The organism is Paraburkholderia fungorum (assembly GCF_003610895.1).
Lineage (GTDB): Bacteria > Pseudomonadota > Gammaproteobacteria > Burkholderiales > Burkholderiaceae > Paraburkholderia > Paraburkholderia fungorum_B.
This window is the reverse complement of sequence record NZ_MCAS01000041.1, coordinates 44,095-62,154: the sequence shown is the minus strand read 5'-3', so window position 1 is coordinate 62,154 and position 18,060 is coordinate 44,095. Positions and strand designations below refer to the sequence as shown.

Genomic DNA, 18,060 nt, shown 5'->3' with positions numbered 1-18,060 from the left:
TGTAGTGGTCCAATGGTCCTGGACACCTCTAAAGGGGATAATTCTCCAACTGAGGTGAGAGATGAGCAGACGGAACATAACTGACGAATTCAAGGCTGAAGCGGTGCAACTGGTGGTTGCCCAGGGCTATTCATTCTCCAAGGCCTGTGAGGCGCTGGGCGTAGGAGACACGGCCTTGCGGCGATGGGTTGCGCAGTGGCGGGCCGAACAGGCTGAGCCGCCGCGCACTGAGATTCAGGTCAAGGCCGACCAGCGACGCATCCGGGAACTGGAGGCGCGGGTGATCGAGCTCGAAAGGGAGCGCGAGATCCTAAAAAAGTCCACGGCCTTCTTCGTCAAGGAAATGGATCGCTCATCGAAGTGATCCATTCGCTGAAGAAGGCCTGGCCGGTGAGCGTGATGTGCGAGCTGCTGAAGGTGCCTCGAAGCAGCTATTACGCCGTTTCCACACGGCCCGCCAGAGTTGCTGCTGCGCCCGCGCTGCTCAAGGCGGTGCGCGAAATTCACGGCGAAAGCCGCGCCAGCTATGGCAGTCGCAGAATGGCTCAGGCCTTGCAGCAGCGAGGCCACGCGATCGGGCGTTACCGTGCCCGATCGCTGATGCGCGAGGCACAACTGGCGGTGGCGCGACGACGAACGCACCGTTATCGCAAGACTGACGGTGAAGCGCTGGTGGCTCCCAACCTGCTTGAGCGTCGGTTCGAGCCGTCGTCGATCAATCAGGTATGGGCGGGCGATATTACGTACGTGAGAACGCTTCAGGGCTGGTCCTATCTGGCCATCGTGATGGATCTGTATTCACGCCGTATCGTCGGCTGGGCGTTTGCGCAACTGCCCGATACGGTACTGGTTATCAGGGCTTTGCAGCAGGCGCGCGAGCATCGACGGCCGCCACCGGGCCTGATGTTCCACTCGGATCAGGGATGCCAGTACACCAGCGCGCACTTCGTGAACGAGCTGAAGGCAAACGGCATCATCCAGAGCATGAGCAGAAAGGGGAACTGCTGGGATAACGCGCCGGTGGAGCGCTTCTTTAGAAGTCTCAAAAGCGAATGGATCGACGATAAAGGGTACCCCGACCACGCATATGCGGAACGCGACATCGGGGCCTACATCGACGACTTTTATAACTACAGGCGCATCCATTCAGCGGCAGACGGTCTGCCACCGGCACGATGCGAAGCTGCACTTTTTTAGAATTCACCTTTCGGGGTGTCCAGGTTTACTTGACCACTACAGTGCCGCCCCGCACAGGGGCAGCACTAATAGACCAATAGCAATTCAAGGAAAGGCCAAAACCATAAAACCACAACCAAGTGCCGCCCCGCACAGGGGCAACACTAATAGACCAATAGCAATTCAAGGAAAGGCCAAAACCATAAAACCCCAACCAAGCCGCCGCCCAGGCAAAAAAACCCAAAAATCAAACCCTCACAGCCGGAGGCACATACTTACATTCATACCGCTTCCTCACCGTGCCATTCTCATCAACGCTTTCCAGATAAACATCAAACTGCCACAACCGCGCCATGTGCTTGAGCACTTCATCACTATCGTTGGACAGATGCCGGTTATCGCTCATGAAATGCCGCAACGTCAAACTCCGGTCGCCGCGCGTATTCACCGCCCACACCTGAATGTTCGGCTCCCGATGATGCATGTCGTACTGCCGCGACAACGCCTGACGCACGTATTGATACCCGCTGTCGTCATGAATCGCGGACACTTCAAGCGCATCCCGCATGTCGTCATCGAGCACGGAGAATAGACGCATCTCGCGGATCAGATGCGGCGACAGATACTGCGCAACAAAACTCTCGTCCTTGAAGTTGCGCATCGCGTAGTGCATGGCCGGCAACCACGGGCTGCCCGCGAGCTCAGGGAACCACTTGCGGTCTTCCTCCGTCGGGGATTCGCAGATCCGGCGGATATCGCTCATCATCGAAAAACCCAGCGCGTACGGGTTGATGCCGCTGTAGTAAGGCTTCGTGACCGGCGGCTGGTAGACCACATTGCTGTGCGAATGGAGAAACTCCATCATGAAGCCGTCTTCCAGCTTGCCCTGCGCATACATCGTGTTGAGCAAGGTGTAGTGCCAGAACGTGGCCCAGCCTTCGTTCATGACCTGGGTTTGCCGCTGCGGATAGAAATACTGCCCGACCTTGCGCACGATACGGATCACTTCCCGCTCCCACGGCTCAAGCAGCGGTGCGTTCTTCTCCGCGAAATACAGCAGATTCTCTTGTGGCTCCGGCGGGTAACGCTCCTCGATTTCCTCCGGCAACGGCGTGTGCCGGCTCGGCAACGTGCGCCACAGTTCGTTCACCTGCGATTGCAGATAGGCCTCACGTTCGCGGCGCGCCGCAAACTCCTTCTCCAGCGACAGTTTCTGCGGACGTTTGTAACGGTCCACGCCGTAGTTCATCAGCGCATGGCACGAGTCGAGCAGTTCCTCCACCCGGTCGAGCCCAAAGCGCTCCTCGCACTCCGCGATGTAATTCTTCGCGTAGACGAGGTAGTCGATGATTGCATGCGCATCTGTCCACAGCCGGAACAGATAGTTGCCCTTGAAGAACGAGTTGTGGCCATAGGCCGCGTGCGCGATGACGAGCGCCTGCATCGTCATCGTGTTCTCTTCCATCAGGTACGCAATACAAGGGTTCGAATTGATGACGATTTCGTACGCCAGCCCCATCTGCCCACGGCGGTAGCTCTTCTCGGTGGAGAGAAAATGTTTGCCGAACGACCAGTGACGGTAGTTCACCGGCATGCCGACGGACGCGTAAGCGTCCATCATCTGTTCGGCGCTGATGAGTTCGAGCTGGATCGGATACACGTCGAGTTCATATTGCTCTGCAACACGGGCAATATGCGTGTCATACTCTTCGATCAATTCGAAGGTCCAGTCGGACGGGCACGGCAAAGGCCGCCTATCTGCTACGTTCATACGGACTTCCCTTTGCCCCACAGGGGGCGTTCCGGTGTGTCCCCGTGCTGCAGCGGTGTCGGCTGCTCCGGCTGCGGCGGCTCCCGTATCGTCCGCCTTCGCCTCGGCATGCCCGGCTTGACCCTGCTGCGGCACGCCTTTCCCGCGCTCCGGCTGATAGCCGCGCGCTTCGTTGTGCAGGTGTTTTGTCATGAAGACGCCACCTGCTTTTCAAACAGTTCCCGAAACACCGGATAAATATCCGCAGCGGTCTCGACCTTCTTCATCGCCATGTGCGGCTGGCTCAGCGCGAGCTGTGCGTATTCGAGCCACAGGTTCTGCTCTTCCGGCGTGACCTGGATATACGCAAAATAGCGCACCTTCTCCAGGATGTCATCTGAAAGTATCTTGCGGCACTTGGGCGAATCGTCGGTCCAATTGTCGCCGTCGGAAGCCTGAGCGCCATAAATGTTCCATTCAGTCGGCGAATAGCGCTCGTCCATCACCTTGCGCATCAGTTCCAGCGCGCTCGACACCACCGTGCCGCCGCTTTCCGTCGAATGAAAGAAGGTGTCTTCGTCGACTTCCTCGGCACGCGTATGGTGGCGGATGAACACCACCTCGATCTTTTCGTAGTTACGCTTGAGGAACAGATACAGGAGGATGAAAAAGCGCTTGGCGAGATCCTTGCGCTGCTCGTCCATGGAACCGGACACATCCATCAGACAGAACATCACCGCCTGGCTGGACGGCGTGGGCTGCTTCACCCGGTTCACGTAGCGCAGATCGAACGGGTCGATAAACGGAATGCGCCAGATGCGCCCGCGCAAATGGTGGATTTCCTCCTCGAGCAGTTTGATTTCCTCGCGACGGTCGTCCGGATCGGCCTTGATCACCTCCAGTTGCCGCTCCATCTCGTGCAACTGATTGACGAGCGGCGCACCAAGCGCAATGCGGCGGCCGAGCGCGCTGCGCAAGGACCGGACCACGTCGATATTGTTCGGCGTGCCTTCGGCAGCCCAGCCGGCGCGGATACTCTTCCACGTAGGCACGGCCATCAGATGGGTTTTGACGAGACGCGGGAGTTCGAGGTCGTCGAAGAAATACTGCATGAATTCTTCGCGGCTCAGCTCGAACACAAAGTCGTCCTGACCCTCGCCCTCGTTGCTGGCCTGGTTGCCCCCACCTCCGCCACCGCCCCCTTGTGGGCGCTGGATCTTGTCGCCGCGGATGTAGTCCGAGTTGCCCGGATGCACCATTTCCCGCTTGCCGCCAGGACCGTGCCGGAACGAAGGTTCCGCGATGTCCTTGCGCGGAATGGTGATGCTCTGGGTGTTCTGGATGTCTTTGATGCTGCGGTCGCGCACCGCCTCCGAAACGGCGCGACGAATGTAGTTCTTGACGCGACGCAAAAAACGCTCGCGATTCGCAATGCTCTTGTTCTTACCAGCTAACCTGCGGTCGATGATTTGATGAAGCACGCCCGGTCTCCCACGTCGATCGGAGTGTGTGCGAAGCACCTGCTCCGATCCCATGCAACTGCACTAATTTCGAGTGCGCGAGACGTACGTTGCACAGGCATATCCGCAAACGCAACGCTATGTCCATGCAACTTGCGCCTCGCAAGGTGCCCGCGCAGCCGAGCCGCGCGGGCGGCACGCAATGCGTATCATGACGACTTGCGCACGCGCAGATACCAGTCACACAGCAAGCGCACCTGCTTTGGCGTATAGCCCTTCGTCACCATCCGGTTGACGAAGTCTTCGTGCTTGCGTTGCTCTTCCGCCGAGCCCTTGGCGTTGAACGAAATCACCGGCAACAGTTCCTCCGTGTTCGAGAACATCTTCTTTTCGATCACGACGCGCAGTTTCTCGTAGCTGATCCATGCAGGATTTTTCCCCGCATTCGCAGCACGCGCACGCAGCACGAAGTTGACGATCTCGTTGCGGAAGTCCTTCGGGTTGCTGATACCCGCCGGTTTCTCGATCTTCTCCAATTCGGCATTCAGCGCCGCGCGGTCGAAGCTTTCGCCGGTGTCGTGGTCGCGGAACTCCTGGTCCTGAATCCAGAAATCCGCATACGTCACATAGCGATCGAAAATATTCTGACCATACTCGGAATACGACTCCAGGTACGCGGTCTGAATCTCCTTGCCGATGAACTCGGCATAGCGCGAGGCGAGCACGTCCTTGATGAACGACAGGTACTTCTGCTCGGTTTCCGGTGGGAACTGCTCGCGCTCGATCTGTTGTTCGAGCACGTACATCAGATGCACCGGGTTCGCCGCGACTTCCGTCGAATCGAAGTTGAACACGCGCGACAGGATCTTGAACGCGAAGCGGGTCGACACGCCGGTCATCCCTTCATCCACGCCCGCAAAATCGCGATACTCCTGATACGACTTGGCCTTCGGATCGGTGTCCTTGAGATTCTCGCCGTCGTACACCTGCATCTTCGAGAACAGGCTGGAGTTCTCCGGCTCCTGCAAGCGGGTGAGCACCGACATCTGCGCCATCATCTTCAACGTACCCGGCGCACATACCGCATTGGACAGCGACGAATTACGCAGCAGTTTCTCGTAGATCTTGATCTCTTCGCCATAGCGCAGGCAGTACGGCACCTTCACGACGAAGATCCGGTCGAGCAGTGCTTCGTTGTTGCGATTATTGCGGAACGCCTTCCATTCGGACTCGTTCGAGTGGGCCAGAATCACGCCGTCGAACGGGATCGCGCCGAAGCCTTCCGTGCCCTTGAAGTTCCCTTCCTGAGTGGCGGTGAGCAACGGGTGCAGGACCTTGATCGGCGCCTTGAACATTTCGACGAATTCGAGCAGGCCCTGATTCGCGAGGCAAAGGCCACCGGAGTAGCTGTATGCGTCCGCATCGTCCTGTGCATACTGCTCGAGCTTGCGGATGTCGACCTTGCCGACCAGCGACGAAATATCCTGATTGTTTTCGTCACCCGGTTCGGTCTTGGCGATACCGATCTGACGAAGGATCGACGGGTAGCGGCGCACCACGCGAAACTTGCGGATGTCGCCGTTGTATTCGTGCAGGCGCTTCACTGCCCACGGACTCAGAATGTTTTTCAGGTAGCGGCGTGGAATACCGTATTGCTCTTCGAGGATCGGACCGTCCTCGTCGTAATCGAACAGACCCAGTGGCGACTCGTTGACGGGCGATCCCTTGATCGCGTAGAACGGCACCCGTTCCATGAGTTGCTTCAAACGCTCCGCGATCGACGATTTGCCGCCGCCGACCGGTCCCAACAGATACAGAATCTGCTTCCGTTCTTCAAGCCCCTGGGCCGAGTGCCGGAAGTAGGCGACCACCTGCTCGATCACCTCTTCCATTCCGTAGAACTCACGGAATGCGGGGTATACCTTGATGACCTTGTTCGCGAAGATACGCGACATGCGCGGATCGTTGCGAGTGTCGATCTGTTCTGGTTCACCGATTGCCGTCAACATGCGTTCGCCAGCCGTAGCGTACGCGGCGGGATTGTCTTTGCAGAGCGCGAGATACTCCTCGAGCGAGAGTTCGTCTTCTCGCGTTTTCTCGAAGCGGGTCGCGAAACTGCTGTAGATATCCATGCTACCTCCTCGCCGAAGTCTAGACCGATGTCGTGCGCGGCGCGCTATTCGGAAACGACATCGCTCGAATTCATCCTAAACCCTTTTAAATTTTTTTTCACGGACTACGTGATGAAAATCGTGCCGTGTTGCCCTCCCTACAATCCTCACTTGGAAACACACATTCGCTCACCTACAATCTTGCGCGCACACACAACTGCTTACTCAACGATACGCAGCGACTGCCGGCCCACGTTACTGCCTCTCCAACGCCTTCTGCTTGCCGTGCTGTTCAGCATAGCCCGCGGTGCTCCATTGCACGAATCGTCCTGTTCATCAAACGATCTCACTGCTGTACCGGACAGCCTGTCTGCATGCACACACTTTGTCGTGTCTAATGCGGACGTCATGCCATTTCCTGTACCCCGGTACTTTTTTTCATAACGCACGGCAGCGCCATTCGGTCTACAGCGACCAACACTGTGTTACATGTTGGTTCGCCATGCTGACCAGCCGCACTGTTCATCGGCGCATCGTCTAACGGTTCGTCCACGCACTGGAAGTTTTGTTCCACACCATGGCGCATGACGTACGCTTGCCGCTCCTGCCTCGTTCTCGTCGTGGTCCTCCTATTAACCGCGTTGGCGGCATGGTTGGCCGCGTGCATAACTGGATCACGGCCACGCAATGGCTTGCTTCATAGGTGTATACGGCAAAACGTTCAGTGCAGATGCCACAAATGTAAAACGGCTGCCCGCGGGCAGCCGTTTGTTCGATGCTGGCAATCAGTCGTTACAGGCGCGGCCGTGACAGGCGCGCCGGTTGCGAGCCGACCCATACGGGTATCCCCCGCCGTACTCAGGTCAGCTCGATCTCCACTTCCCCAAGACCGTCGATGTGGCCGCGCACAATGCCCGGTTTGCCCACATTGTGCGCACCAACGTACGAACCGGTGGTCAGCGTCCACTCGGGCTCGATGGTGATGCCCATGGCGGCGCAATGGTTGACGAACCACACCAGCAGTTCCCGTGGATCGCCGGCCGGATTGCCGGTGGCGTCCGGCACCAGCGAGTTTCCGTCGAAAGTCAGTTCCAGCTCGGGCGACACGAAGTCGAAGCCACGCGCGAGGCCCGCGTAAGCAACCGGATGCCCGGTGATCAACGCGCCGTTGTTCTGCGCGTCGGCCAGCTGCGCGAGCGGCGCGACGTTGGGCCACTCGGCAAAGCGGCTATCGACGATCTCGATGGTCGGCAGCACGACGCCGACCTTCGAGAGCACCTCGTCGCGCGCATAGGCCCGGCCGCGCGGCTCAATGGCCTCGGCGAAGCGGAAAGCGATCTCCAGCTCCACCAGCACCCTGAAGAAGCCCGTATGGATCACCCGCGCGGGCGACGGCAGCACCAGCGAAGCCGGGATCGGCGCACCCGCCGCGGCCCCGCCGGGCGCTCTGGCGCCGATCTTCCACGCCCCCGTCGAATCGCCGAGGCCGGCAATGACAGCCTGCTGGATCGCGTAGGCGGTGGCCGCATCGGGCGGCAGGCTGTCGGGTGGAGGCGCATCGATCGGGCGATGCTGCCGGCGTGCTTCGACGAGGCGGTGCGCGAGGTCGTATTGCGTCATGTCGGTCCTTTATGGCTGGCGCGTTGAGCAGTGGGCCGCTGCGCCGGGTTGCGACAGCGGGATAGCGGGCTCACGGTCCGCGCGCGAACGGCCTGAAAGGGCACTGTCGCCGATAGAAGCCGTCGTCGCGCCCGTCAATGTACCGGATCGCGACGCTTGCCAGGGCGCGGCCGACGATTGTGACCGTTACTTAGTCCGCAAACCATGAAAAAAGACCGCGGTTGCGTGCGCAATCGCGGTCTTTATCGTCATGCTGCGTGGCTGATCCGCCCAGGCATGGTTCCGTCTATTGTTTCATCGGGAACGAATGTTGCAACGCCGATGACCGATCAGAAAGTTTCCCAGTCCTGATCGCTGCCGGCGCTCGCCACTGCCTTGGCAGGCGTTCTCGCCGGCGCGGCGGCAGCCGGCGTTGCCGCGGGCGCGGCGGATGCTCGCGCGGCTGTGACGGGCTGCGCACCCACTTGCGAGGCGGAATGTGACACAGCGTGCGACACCTTGCGTGCGGCCGGGCGAACCGGCGCGGCCACGCGCTTCGGCGCCGCGCTCACCGGCGCCTTGTAGCCGCTTTCTTCGAGCTGGAACACTGCGACCGCGGTACGCAGCTTGCCGGCCTGATCTTCGAGCGAAGAAGCGGCCGCGGCGGCTTCTTCGACCAGCGCGGCGTTCTGCTGGGTCACTTCATCCATCTGGGTGACCGCGCGCGCCACCTGGTCGATACCGCTGCTTTGCTCTTCCGAAGCCGCCGCGATCTCACCCATGATGTCGGTCACGCGCTGCACCGCGCCGATAATCTCGGTCATGGTGCGGCCCGCTTCGTCGACCAGCGCCGAGCCGGACTGCACGCGCTCCACCGAGGTGTCGATCAGCTCCTTGATTTCCTTGGCCGCCGCCGACGAACGCTGCGCGAGACTGCGCACTTCGCCTGCCACCACCGCGAAGCCGCGCCCTTCTTCGCCGGCCCGCGCCGCTTCCACGGCTGCATTCAGGGCCAGAATATTGGTCTGGAACGCAATCCCTTCGATGATCGAAATAATGTCGGCAATCTTTGCCGAGCTCTGATTGATGTCGCCCATCGTGCCGACCACCTGGCCGACCACCGCGCTGCCCTTATTGGCGATCTCGGACGCGTTGGCCGCCAGCGAGCTTGCCTGGCGAGCGTTGTCGGCGTTCTGCTTGACGGTGCCGGTCAGCTCTTCCATGCTCGACGCGGTTTCCTGCAGCGCCGAGGCCTGCTCTTCCGTGCGCGAGGACAGGTCGATATTGCCGGCCGCGATCTGGCGCGTGGCGGTCGCAATCGACTCACTGCCGCTGCGCACCGTGCGCACCGTTTCGGTGAGGTTGTGCTGCATTTTGGCGATGCCTTCAAGCAGGCGCCCCATTTCGTCGCGCGAGGTGACTACGACCGGGCGGCGCAGATCGCCTGTGGCGATGGCGTCGAAATGACCGAGCGCTGCGTCGAGCGGGCGGGCAATCGCGCGGCTGAGGGTCAGGTAAGACAGCACGGCGGCAATCACGCCGACCAGCAGCGCAGCGGCGCTCACCATGCGGAACACTTCGAAATTGCTTTGCGCCGAATCGTAACCTTGCTTCGCCGACGTGAACTGGAACTTGCGCAACGCGTCGTCCGCGCCGGAGAGCTCGTTGTATGTCACCTGCAAGCGCTTCGCACCGTCGACAATCTTGCTCTGGTCGTTGGCCGTGATGATTGCCGCAAACGCGTCCAGTTGCTGATGCAATGCGTCCCGTTTGGCGATGACGTCCTGCGCGAGGCGGTCTTCGTCAGCGTCGCGCGGCAGGTCCATATACTTTTTCCACCATTGATCGGAGCTCGCGCGCATCTCACGCGAGCGCTCGATCGTCGACGCGGCGTCCGGCGTGCCGATCAGGAACGCCGCCCGGTCGAGCGCCAGCCGCTCGCGCGCAGCATACAGTTCGGCGTTGCCGATATCGACCGCGCTCGGCATGGCGTTGGTGAAAGTGTCTTGGTAAGCGTCGTTCGAACGGCTCATACCGAACAGACCGAAAACGCCTGTGGCGACTAACAGCGCGGCAAGAAAAGCCATCGTGAGGCCAATCCGCGCCTTGATCGTGATGCCCTTGTTCAACATGCTTGTTCCTGTACTTAGCAAAAGAGAAGCTGCGTGCGCAGCGCGGGGTAGCGTGTCGCGTCTGCCTACATGGCGCTGATTTGGTGCGGCGCTCTAATACCCAGGTTTACGGCATTCCATCTGCATACTTGAAGGATTTATATGGTATGAAGAAAGACGTTGTAAGCAATTGGAAGAAATTACAAAATACTGACGAGCCGCGTCCGCACGCAGATCACGCGGTTTCCATGCAGTGTTTTTGAACATTCGGGGAAGTGAATTCCGGAAGTCCGGAAAGCCGGACGTGGGCGGGTCAGACGGATTCGAATGAAGTTCGTGCAGGGTTAAACCGCGGTTCGTACGCGGTTCATACGAGGTTCACACGGAACCCCTGGCTTGCGGTGCGCGACAGCATATTCAGGAAGCCGGCGCAAAGCGGTCACGCCCGGGGCTTTGAGCGATTCTCCCGCATGCCCGACAAAGCAAAAAACGACACGAAAGACCGTCCGCGAAGCCATTCAGCTCGCGTCCGGCCACGACTACCTCATGCGGCGCCGGATCTCAGGCCGCCAGATCGCGCCGCGCCACACCGGCCCATGTCGCAGTCGATTCGCGCACGATCAGGCGCGGCGACACCACACGCCGACGCCCCGGCGCGCGTGGCGGGTTGCCTCGCGAGGTCCCCGCGATGCGTTCGATCAGCGTCTGCGCGGCCATATCACCGAGTGCGCGGACCGACTGACCCACCGTCGAGAGCGACGGATAGGTGAATCGTCCCAGTTCGATATCGTCGAAACCGATGATCGAGCAGTCGCGCGGCACGCTGATATTGCGCTCTGCCGCGGCGCGCAGCGCGCCGATGCCCATCATGTCGTTGCCGGCGAAAATCGCCGACGGCCTCACGGTATCGAACAGCTGTCCGGCCGCGCGATGGCCGCCCGTCCCCGAAAAATCACCTTCGACAATCGCACCCGCCGGGATCTCGATGCCGCGCTCCGTCATGGCGCGGATAAAGCCGTGCAGACGCATGGCGCTCACCGCCGTCTTCACGGGCCCGGTGATACAGCCGATCCGCACGTGCCCCAGTTCGAGCAGATGACGCGTCGCAAGATAGCCGCCTTTTTCGTGGTCGATCTGCACCAGATCGGCGTTCACGCCTTCGATATTGCGGTCCACCACCACCAGCGGCTCGCGCGCGTCGGCGAGCGTTTGCGCGAGCACCGCGTCGTCGCCCGCGGAAGCAACGATCAGTCCGTCGATACGCTTTTCCTGCAGCACGCGCAGATAGTTACGCTGCTTGGCCGGATCGTCGTCGGAATTGCAGAAGAACAGGCAGTAGCCGTTGCGCGCGCAACCATCCTCGATCCCGCGCGCCATCTCCGCGAAATACGGGTTCGTACTGTTCGGCACCACCAGACCGATCGTTGCCGTTGCCCGCGCCTTGAGCGAGCGGGCCACCGCCGACGGTACATAGTGAAGCTGACGGATCGCGTGTTCGACCTTCGCGCGCACGTCGGCCGATACCGGCCGTGAGTTGTTCACCACGTGCGATACCGTCGTGAATGACACGCCTGCCACGGCCGCTACATCCTTGATCGTCGCCATAACCTGTTGTTCTCCTGCCTGTTGTTCCCGCCGGCCACGCCATCTGGCGACCCACCGGACGTCTTCATCGAAGACAGACCACACCCATGAATGCTTACGCTTTACCGCTCTTCCAGCACTTCCAGCACTTCCAGCACTTCCAGCACTTCCAGCACTTCCAGCACTTCCAGCACTTCCAACACTTCCAACACTTCCCGCTCCAACTGCTCCAGATCCGCCACGGAGCGGCTGACGGACCGGCCAACGGCGCCACCGTCACGCGCGCTTGCGGCGGCTGCGATAGGTATCCAGCACCACCGCCACCACGATCACCGCGCCGGTGATCATCCGCTTGGTCGGCTCGTTCGCGCCGATCTGCGCGAGGCCTGCCGCCAGCACCGAAATGATCAATACGCCGAAAAACGTGCTGATCACCGAACCGCGCCCGCCCATCAGGCTCGTGCCGCCGATCACCACCGCCGCGATCACCTGCAGCTCCATGCCGACGCCGGCGTTCGGGTCGGCCGCTTCCAGACGCGAAATCTGGAACAGCGCCGCCAGCCCGGCCAGGGCGCCCATCAACGCGAACACAATGACCTTGTAAGGCCGCGGATTGACGCCCGCGAGCCGCACCGCTTCTTCGTTGGTGCCGATGCCGACCAGATAACGGCCGAACACCGTGCGCGTGAGCACGAGTTGCGCGACCACCATCACCGCCACCGCGATCAGGAATGCCGGCGAGATGCCCAGCGCGATCGGATTCGACAGAAAATCGAACGCGTCGCCAATATAGGCGGTGCGCGAATTGGTCATCTGGTACGCCATGCCGCGCGCCGCTTCGAGCACGCCGAGCGACACGATGAAGGACGGAATCCGCCAACCCACGGTCACCGCGCCGGTGACAGCGCCGGTCAGCGCCGCCGCGGCGACCCCGAGCAATGCCGCCGGCAACGGCCCCCAGCCCCACTTCAAGGCCGCCACGCTGACCACGGAGCCCCCCAGCGCCAGCACCGAACCCACCGACAGATCGATCCCGGCGATGATCAGCACGAAGGTCATGCCCACCGACATCACCACCAGATCAGGGATCTGATTGGCGATCGTGCTGAACGTGTCGTAGGTCAGAAAGTGCGAACTCAGCAGCGAGAACAGCACGATCATCGCCAGCAGCGCACCGGCTAGCCCCAGGTAGTTCGAAAAGCCGAGCCGCGTGCCTGCCGGCTTGCCACTGACCAGCGGCGCGGACGGGTCGGCGGGCGGCGGGCGGGTCGTCCCGGCCTGCGGCGCGTCCGTCGGGCCGCCCGATGCCTCATGTGCCGGTCGATCGCTCATGACAGACTCCCTGCTTCATGCGTGCCGGGGGCATGCAGCAACGCCTCGCGGCTGCGGTAGCCAGCGAAAGCCGCGGCCAGCAACGCGTCCTGCGACCATGTGTCGCGCTCGAACACCCCTGTCATGCTTCCCGCGGACATCACGCCGATCCGGTCGCAGATCAGCATCAGCTCGCGCAGGTCGCTCGACACCACGACCAGCGCGCGCCCTTCACGAGCCAGCGCCCCCATCAAGCCATAAATATCGAACTTCGCGCCGACGTCGATGCCGCGCGTCGGTTCGTCGAACAGCAGCACCCGGCAATCGCGCGCCAGCCAGCGGCCGATCACGACTTTCTGCTGGTTGCCGCCCGACAGCTCGCCGACAATCTGCCCCGGCCCAGAACTGCGAATCCGCATCGCGTCGATCTGCCGTTGCGCGAGCGCGTTCTCGCGCTTTGCATCGACAATGCCGTGCCGCGCCACGCTGCCGATATTGCCGAGCGAGACGTTGGCCGCGATCGGCTGCGGCAGCAACAGGCCCTCGCCTTTGCGGTCTTCCGTAATCAGCGCGATGCCGGCCTGCACGGCATCCACGGGCGAAGCAATCTGCACCGGCGTGGGCGGCACGCCCGGCGCGCTCGCCAGCGACACCGTCCCGCCGTCCTTCTGGTCGGCGCCGTAGATCAGCCGCATCAGCTCCGTGCGGCCCGCGCCGATCAGCCCGCTGATGCCAAAAATCTCGCCGGCGCGGACTTCGAACGACACATCGCGCACCACTTTGCCGCGTGTGAGTCCAGCCACTTTCAACAACGGCGCGCCGATGTTGCGCACGCCCAGATCGATCCGCTCGCCCAGTTCCCGGCCAACCATCCATGTGACGATCTGATCGCTCGTCAAATTCGCCATGGCGTCGACATGCACGAGCTTGCCGTCGCGCAGCACCGCGACCTGTTCGGCCACCCGCGCGAGCTCCTCGAGCCGGTGCGAGATATAGACCAGCGCCACGCCGCGCGCCTTCAACCGGTCGATCTGCTCGAACAGCAGGTCGACTTCGCGCGCGGTCAGCATCGCGGTCGGCTCGTCGAGGATCAGCACACGGCAGTCGTCGATCAGATTGCGCGCGATCTCCACCATCTGCTGATGCCCGATGCCGAGTTCGCCGACCAGCGTATCCGGATCGATTGCGTCAAGCCCGACTTGCGCCATCGCCTCGCGCGCGTCCTCGCGCAGCTTCGCGCGGTCAATCCAGCCGAAGCGGAACGCGCCTGCTTGCGGCAGACGGTTCAGAAACAGGTTTTCGGCCACCGACAGCGTCGGCAGCAGGTTCAACTCCTGCATCACCATGCGCACGCCGAGCGCTTCGGCCGCGGTGCGGCTCGCCGGCGCATAGGGCGCCCCGCCGAGGCGCATCGTGCCGGTGGTCGGCTCGACAAGGCCACCGATTATTTTGGATAGCGTACTCTTGCCGGCGCCGTTCTCGCCCGTGAGCGCCAATACCTCACCGGCGCGCAGCGACAGCGACACGTCGGCGAGCACCGGTTCGGCATAGGTCTTACCGATGCCGCTCACAGACAGCACCGCAGGCAAGGCATCGTGATCGATTGAATCCATCGCAATCCTGGTTCCGGAGCTCCCGGCGCGGCTTCACGCGATTCGCTCGCATGAGGCCGCCAACGACAGCCACGTGTCATGCCGGCCCAATGCGCGCAATGCGAGAGGCGCTATCGGCCACGCCCCCTCCCGCCGCGCATCCGCCGTCATGACGCTTACCTCTGGAATTAACGGCGGCGCAGCAGGTTTCTTGAGCGTTTATTGAATTGGCGCGGATTCGCCCGCTTTTTGCCACGCATCCAGCACACCGTGGCGTTAGCGCGAACCCGCGTCGCCGGGTTTACTGCGGTGTTGCTCGCGATGCGTGTTCCGGTGCTTCCGGGTGCTTCCCGCCACTTACCGGTGCTGGTTGCCCAGCGCCTATCTGGTCACCAGGTCACATGGCGTTTCCACCACGCCCGACAACTGCGACTGCTTCTTGTGCTCGCTGATTGCCTTAAGCGCCGTGTCGATCCCGAACACAGCCTGCTTGGCTGCGTACTGGTCGGCGGTGGCGAGGACGCGGCCGTCCTTGAGCATCGGCTTGATCGCGTTGATGTTGTCGTAGCCGACCACCAGCACCTTGCCCTGGCGGCCCGCCGCGCGTACGGCCGAAACGGCGCCGATCGCCATATTGTCGTTGCCGGCGAGGAGCGCCTTCAGATTCGGATACTCATTGAGCATAGCCGACGCCACGGCGTTGCCCTTGTCGATTTCCCATTCGCCCGATTGCACCGATACGACCTTGGCGCCGACGGTCTGCATGGCGTCCTTGAAGCCCGCGGTGCGTTGTTGCGCATTGGTGGTGGTCGACACGCCTTCGATAATGCCGACCTCGTCGCCCGCCTTCAGTTTTTTGGCCAGGTAATCGCCGACCTTCTGGGCGCCCTTGCGGTTATCCGGGCCGACAAACGGCACATTCAGATCTTTCGACTTGAGCACGTCCGGGTCGAGCCGGTTGTCGATATTCACAACGATGATGCCCGCGTCGACGGCTTTCTTGACCACCGGCACCAGCGCCTTCGAGTCGGCCGGGGCCAGCACGATCGCATCGACCTTCGAGACGATCATCTGTTCGACGATCCTGATCTGGTTCGCGGTGTCGGTCTCGTCCTTGATGCCGTTGGTGATCAGGTCGAATTGGGAGGCGTTGTGCTTCTGATAGTCCTTCGCCCCGGTTTCCATGGTCAGGAAGAACTCGTTCGCGAGCGACTTCATCACCAGCGCGACCCTTGGCTTATGGGCAGCCGCGCTTTGCGCGTAAGCGGAGGAAAACGGTAAAGCGGCGGTAGCGGTGACGAGAACGGCGGCCGCCAGGATGCGGCGGCGAATGCGATGGCTCATGCGTCTCTCCAGGATTTGTCAGGCTCGCGCTCGAGCCGTATTTTTAGTTTCACGCAAACGTTTGCGAGGCCTATTCTCAGCGTGCCTGATTCGGACTGTCAACGATTCGCGGTGTTGCGGTGCACCCGCACGCAGAACCTGCGTGAATACGGCGCGCTCGCTGGATTCGATCCGGCGCGGCGGCTAAGCCCACCGCCAGGCTGCTTATCGGCAAGGGTTCCTCGGTTGATCCGTGCGTGGCAAATTTGCCGCCGGCTGCAAACTTCGCGGCCGGCGGGCCGTCTATGCTGGACTTTTATTGCGCACGATGCAAGCGGGAACCACAGCGGAGAACGGCGCGGGACGATAAGCCGCCGGCCTGTCAAAGCCAATCGGCCTTGCGAAAACGCCAGTACAGGACCACATCCACGGCCAGCATCACGATCAGACAGATCGGATAGCCGAACTTGCTATGCAGCCCGGGGATGCTCTCGAAGTTCATCCCGTAGATGCCGGCGATCATGGTCGGCACCGCGAACAGGGCGGCGAACGAACCGAGCCGCTTGGTCACTTCGCTCTCGGCCAGCGAGATCATCCCCAGATTGACCTGCACCGCGGTCACGACCATTTCGCGCCGGCCGTCGATGGTTTTGACGATCCGCTGGAGATGGTCGTAGACGTCGCGAAAATAAGCCTGCATGCCTTCACAGATGCTCGGAATGCGACCGCCCGTCAATTTGCCGATCGCTTCCTGCAAGGGGGTGATGTGGTGCTGCAAGATCACGAGACGGCGTTTCAGCGAGTACAGATCCTCGATGATCGCCCGCGACGCCGCCGAACTGTTGCGCTCGAAAATGCGGTCTTCGAGCGCTTCAATCTCGGTGTTCATCGCCTCGATGATCGGAAAGTAACGATCGACGATGTCGTCGGCCAGCGCGTAGAGCACGAACGCCGAGCCTTCCTTGAGCAATTGCGGCTCGCGCTCGCAACGGGCGCGCACGTTCTGGAACCCGGTGCGCGTGCCGCGGCGCACCGACAGCACATAGTTGTGCCCCACGAACACGTCGACTTCGCCGATCAGCAGTTCGCCCTCTTCATCCATTTCCACGGTATGCATGACGGCGAACAGCGACTCGTCGTACTCCTCGATTTTCGGACGCTGATGACCGTTCTGCACGTCCTCGATCGCGAGTTCGTGCAAGCCGAACTCGTCTTTCATCACGGCCAGTTCTTCTGGCCCCGGGTCTTTCAGCGCGACCCAGACGAAGCACTCGGGCCGCGCCACGTAGTCGCTGATGCTCTCGATATCGATGTCGCCCAGCTTCCGGCCGTCCTGGTAGGCGGCGCAATTGATCAGCATGTTTGGATTACCTTGAAAACGGAGCAGGCCGGCCCGCTTCGCACCGTACCCAGGCCCGGTGGCCGGTCTGCATGAACGAATACACGACAGCCGCCATGTTAAGGGCTCTGCGTGAACATCATGTAGCCAATTGTTAAACCGGGCGGTTGAGCCTCGCAGCTAAACCTGGCGCGGCGGCGGGCGCAGTTCGCCGTGGTCCGGCGCAAGCCGGCGCCGCGCCCCACGCTACCGGGCAACTCTGCGCAAAACGATGCGGTGATCGTCGCCGAAGTTGATCGACGCATGGTTCGTGTAGCGCGTATCCGCCGTGACCGTGAAGTGCATCTCCACGACCGGATCGAATTGCGTGGAGACGCCGATGCGATGCACGCCCGGGCTGAGATAGAACACCACATGCTCGCCGTTCATCAGATCGGTGACCTGGTCGCCGTCGATGTACACCAGGGCGTCGCGAAACCGGACGATCACGTCGCGGGAACGTTCGCGCCGCACGTCGACGGCGACCAGTCCGGCCCCTGGCTGCGTGTAGCCGGGCTGGACGATACGCGTTGGCGGCACCTCCTTGAACGCAACGGGTTCGGCAGGCGTCGACGCGCAACCGGCGAGCGACGCGACAGCCAGCGCAAGCAGCGCGGCTTTGCAGTGGAAGTGCTGGCGCATCGGCATGCTGGGTCTCCCGTATC

General features: G+C 61.6%; 12 protein-coding genes. 1 reads left to right on the top strand and 11 read right to left on the bottom strand.

Annotation, left to right across the window (positions count from 1 at the left end; all coding sequences use genetic code 11):
* Window positions 1-61 precede the first annotated feature (61 nt).
* A protein-coding gene (locus BCY88_RS30340) for an IS3 family transposase (protein WP_259461555.1) occupies window positions 62-1,197 on the top strand; the annotation gives its coding sequence in 2 pieces (ribosomal slippage) (window positions 62-320 and window positions 320-1,197; 1,137 coding nt in all).
* 226 nt (window positions 1,198-1,423) lie between these two features.
* Here BCY88_RS30340 and BCY88_RS30335 read toward each other — a convergent pair.
* From BCY88_RS30335 to BCY88_RS30280, 11 genes are all read right to left on the bottom strand, one after another.
* Window positions 1,424-3,139, bottom strand: coding sequence for a SpoVR family protein (locus BCY88_RS30335; RefSeq protein WP_183081488.1), 1,716 nt, complete (start codon window positions 3,137-3,139; stop codon window positions 1,424-1,426).
* Window positions 3,136-4,407, bottom strand: coding sequence for a YeaH/YhbH family protein (locus BCY88_RS30330; RefSeq protein WP_120347845.1), 1,272 nt, complete (start codon window positions 4,405-4,407; stop codon window positions 3,136-3,138). The genes BCY88_RS30335 and BCY88_RS30330 overlap by 4 nt, the downstream gene beginning before the upstream one ends.
* Window positions 4,408-4,595: 188 nt before the next feature.
* Window positions 4,596-6,518 (bottom strand): PrkA family serine protein kinase, encoded by a 1,923-nt coding sequence (locus BCY88_RS30325; RefSeq protein WP_120347844.1) that lies wholly within the window; start codon window positions 6,516-6,518, stop codon window positions 4,596-4,598.
* Between the two features lie 837 nt (window positions 6,519-7,355).
* A complete protein-coding gene (locus BCY88_RS30315; RefSeq protein WP_120347842.1) occupies window positions 7,356-8,117 on the bottom strand; it encodes a hydratase in 762 nt (253 codons plus the stop codon).
* Window positions 8,118-8,446: 329 nt separating this feature from the next.
* The gene (locus BCY88_RS30310) at window positions 8,447-10,228 is read right to left on the bottom strand and encodes a methyl-accepting chemotaxis protein (protein ID WP_120347841.1); all 1,782 of its coding nucleotides are present in this window, start codon (window positions 10,226-10,228) and stop codon (window positions 8,447-8,449) included.
* Between the two features lie 540 nt (window positions 10,229-10,768).
* Window positions 10,769-11,812, bottom strand: coding sequence for a LacI family DNA-binding transcriptional regulator (locus BCY88_RS30305; protein ID WP_120347840.1), 1,044 nt, complete (start codon window positions 11,810-11,812; stop codon window positions 10,769-10,771).
* A 255-nt stretch (window positions 11,813-12,067) separates the two neighbouring features.
* Window positions 12,068-13,123 (bottom strand): ABC transporter permease, encoded by a 1,056-nt coding sequence (locus BCY88_RS30300; RefSeq protein WP_120347839.1) that lies wholly within the window; start codon window positions 13,121-13,123, stop codon window positions 12,068-12,070.
* Window positions 13,120-14,715 (bottom strand): sugar ABC transporter ATP-binding protein, encoded by a 1,596-nt coding sequence (locus tag BCY88_RS30295; protein ID WP_120347838.1) that lies wholly within the window; start codon window positions 14,713-14,715, stop codon window positions 13,120-13,122. The genes BCY88_RS30300 and BCY88_RS30295 overlap by 4 nt, the downstream gene beginning before the upstream one ends.
* Window positions 14,716-15,075: 360 nt before the next feature.
* Window positions 15,076-16,038 (bottom strand): sugar ABC transporter substrate-binding protein, encoded by a 963-nt coding sequence (locus BCY88_RS30290; RefSeq protein ID WP_120347837.1) that lies wholly within the window; start codon window positions 16,036-16,038, stop codon window positions 15,076-15,078.
* Between the two features lie 361 nt (window positions 16,039-16,399).
* A complete protein-coding gene (gene corA / locus BCY88_RS30285) occupies window positions 16,400-17,377 on the bottom strand; it encodes a magnesium/cobalt transporter CorA (protein ID WP_120347836.1) in 978 nt (325 codons plus the stop codon).
* A 225-nt stretch (window positions 17,378-17,602) separates the two neighbouring features.
* On the bottom strand, window positions 17,603-18,043 hold the full coding sequence (locus tag BCY88_RS30280; RefSeq protein ID WP_120347835.1) for a hypothetical protein: 441 nt from the start codon (window positions 18,041-18,043) through the stop codon (window positions 17,603-17,605).
* Window positions 18,044-18,060 lie beyond the last annotated feature (17 nt).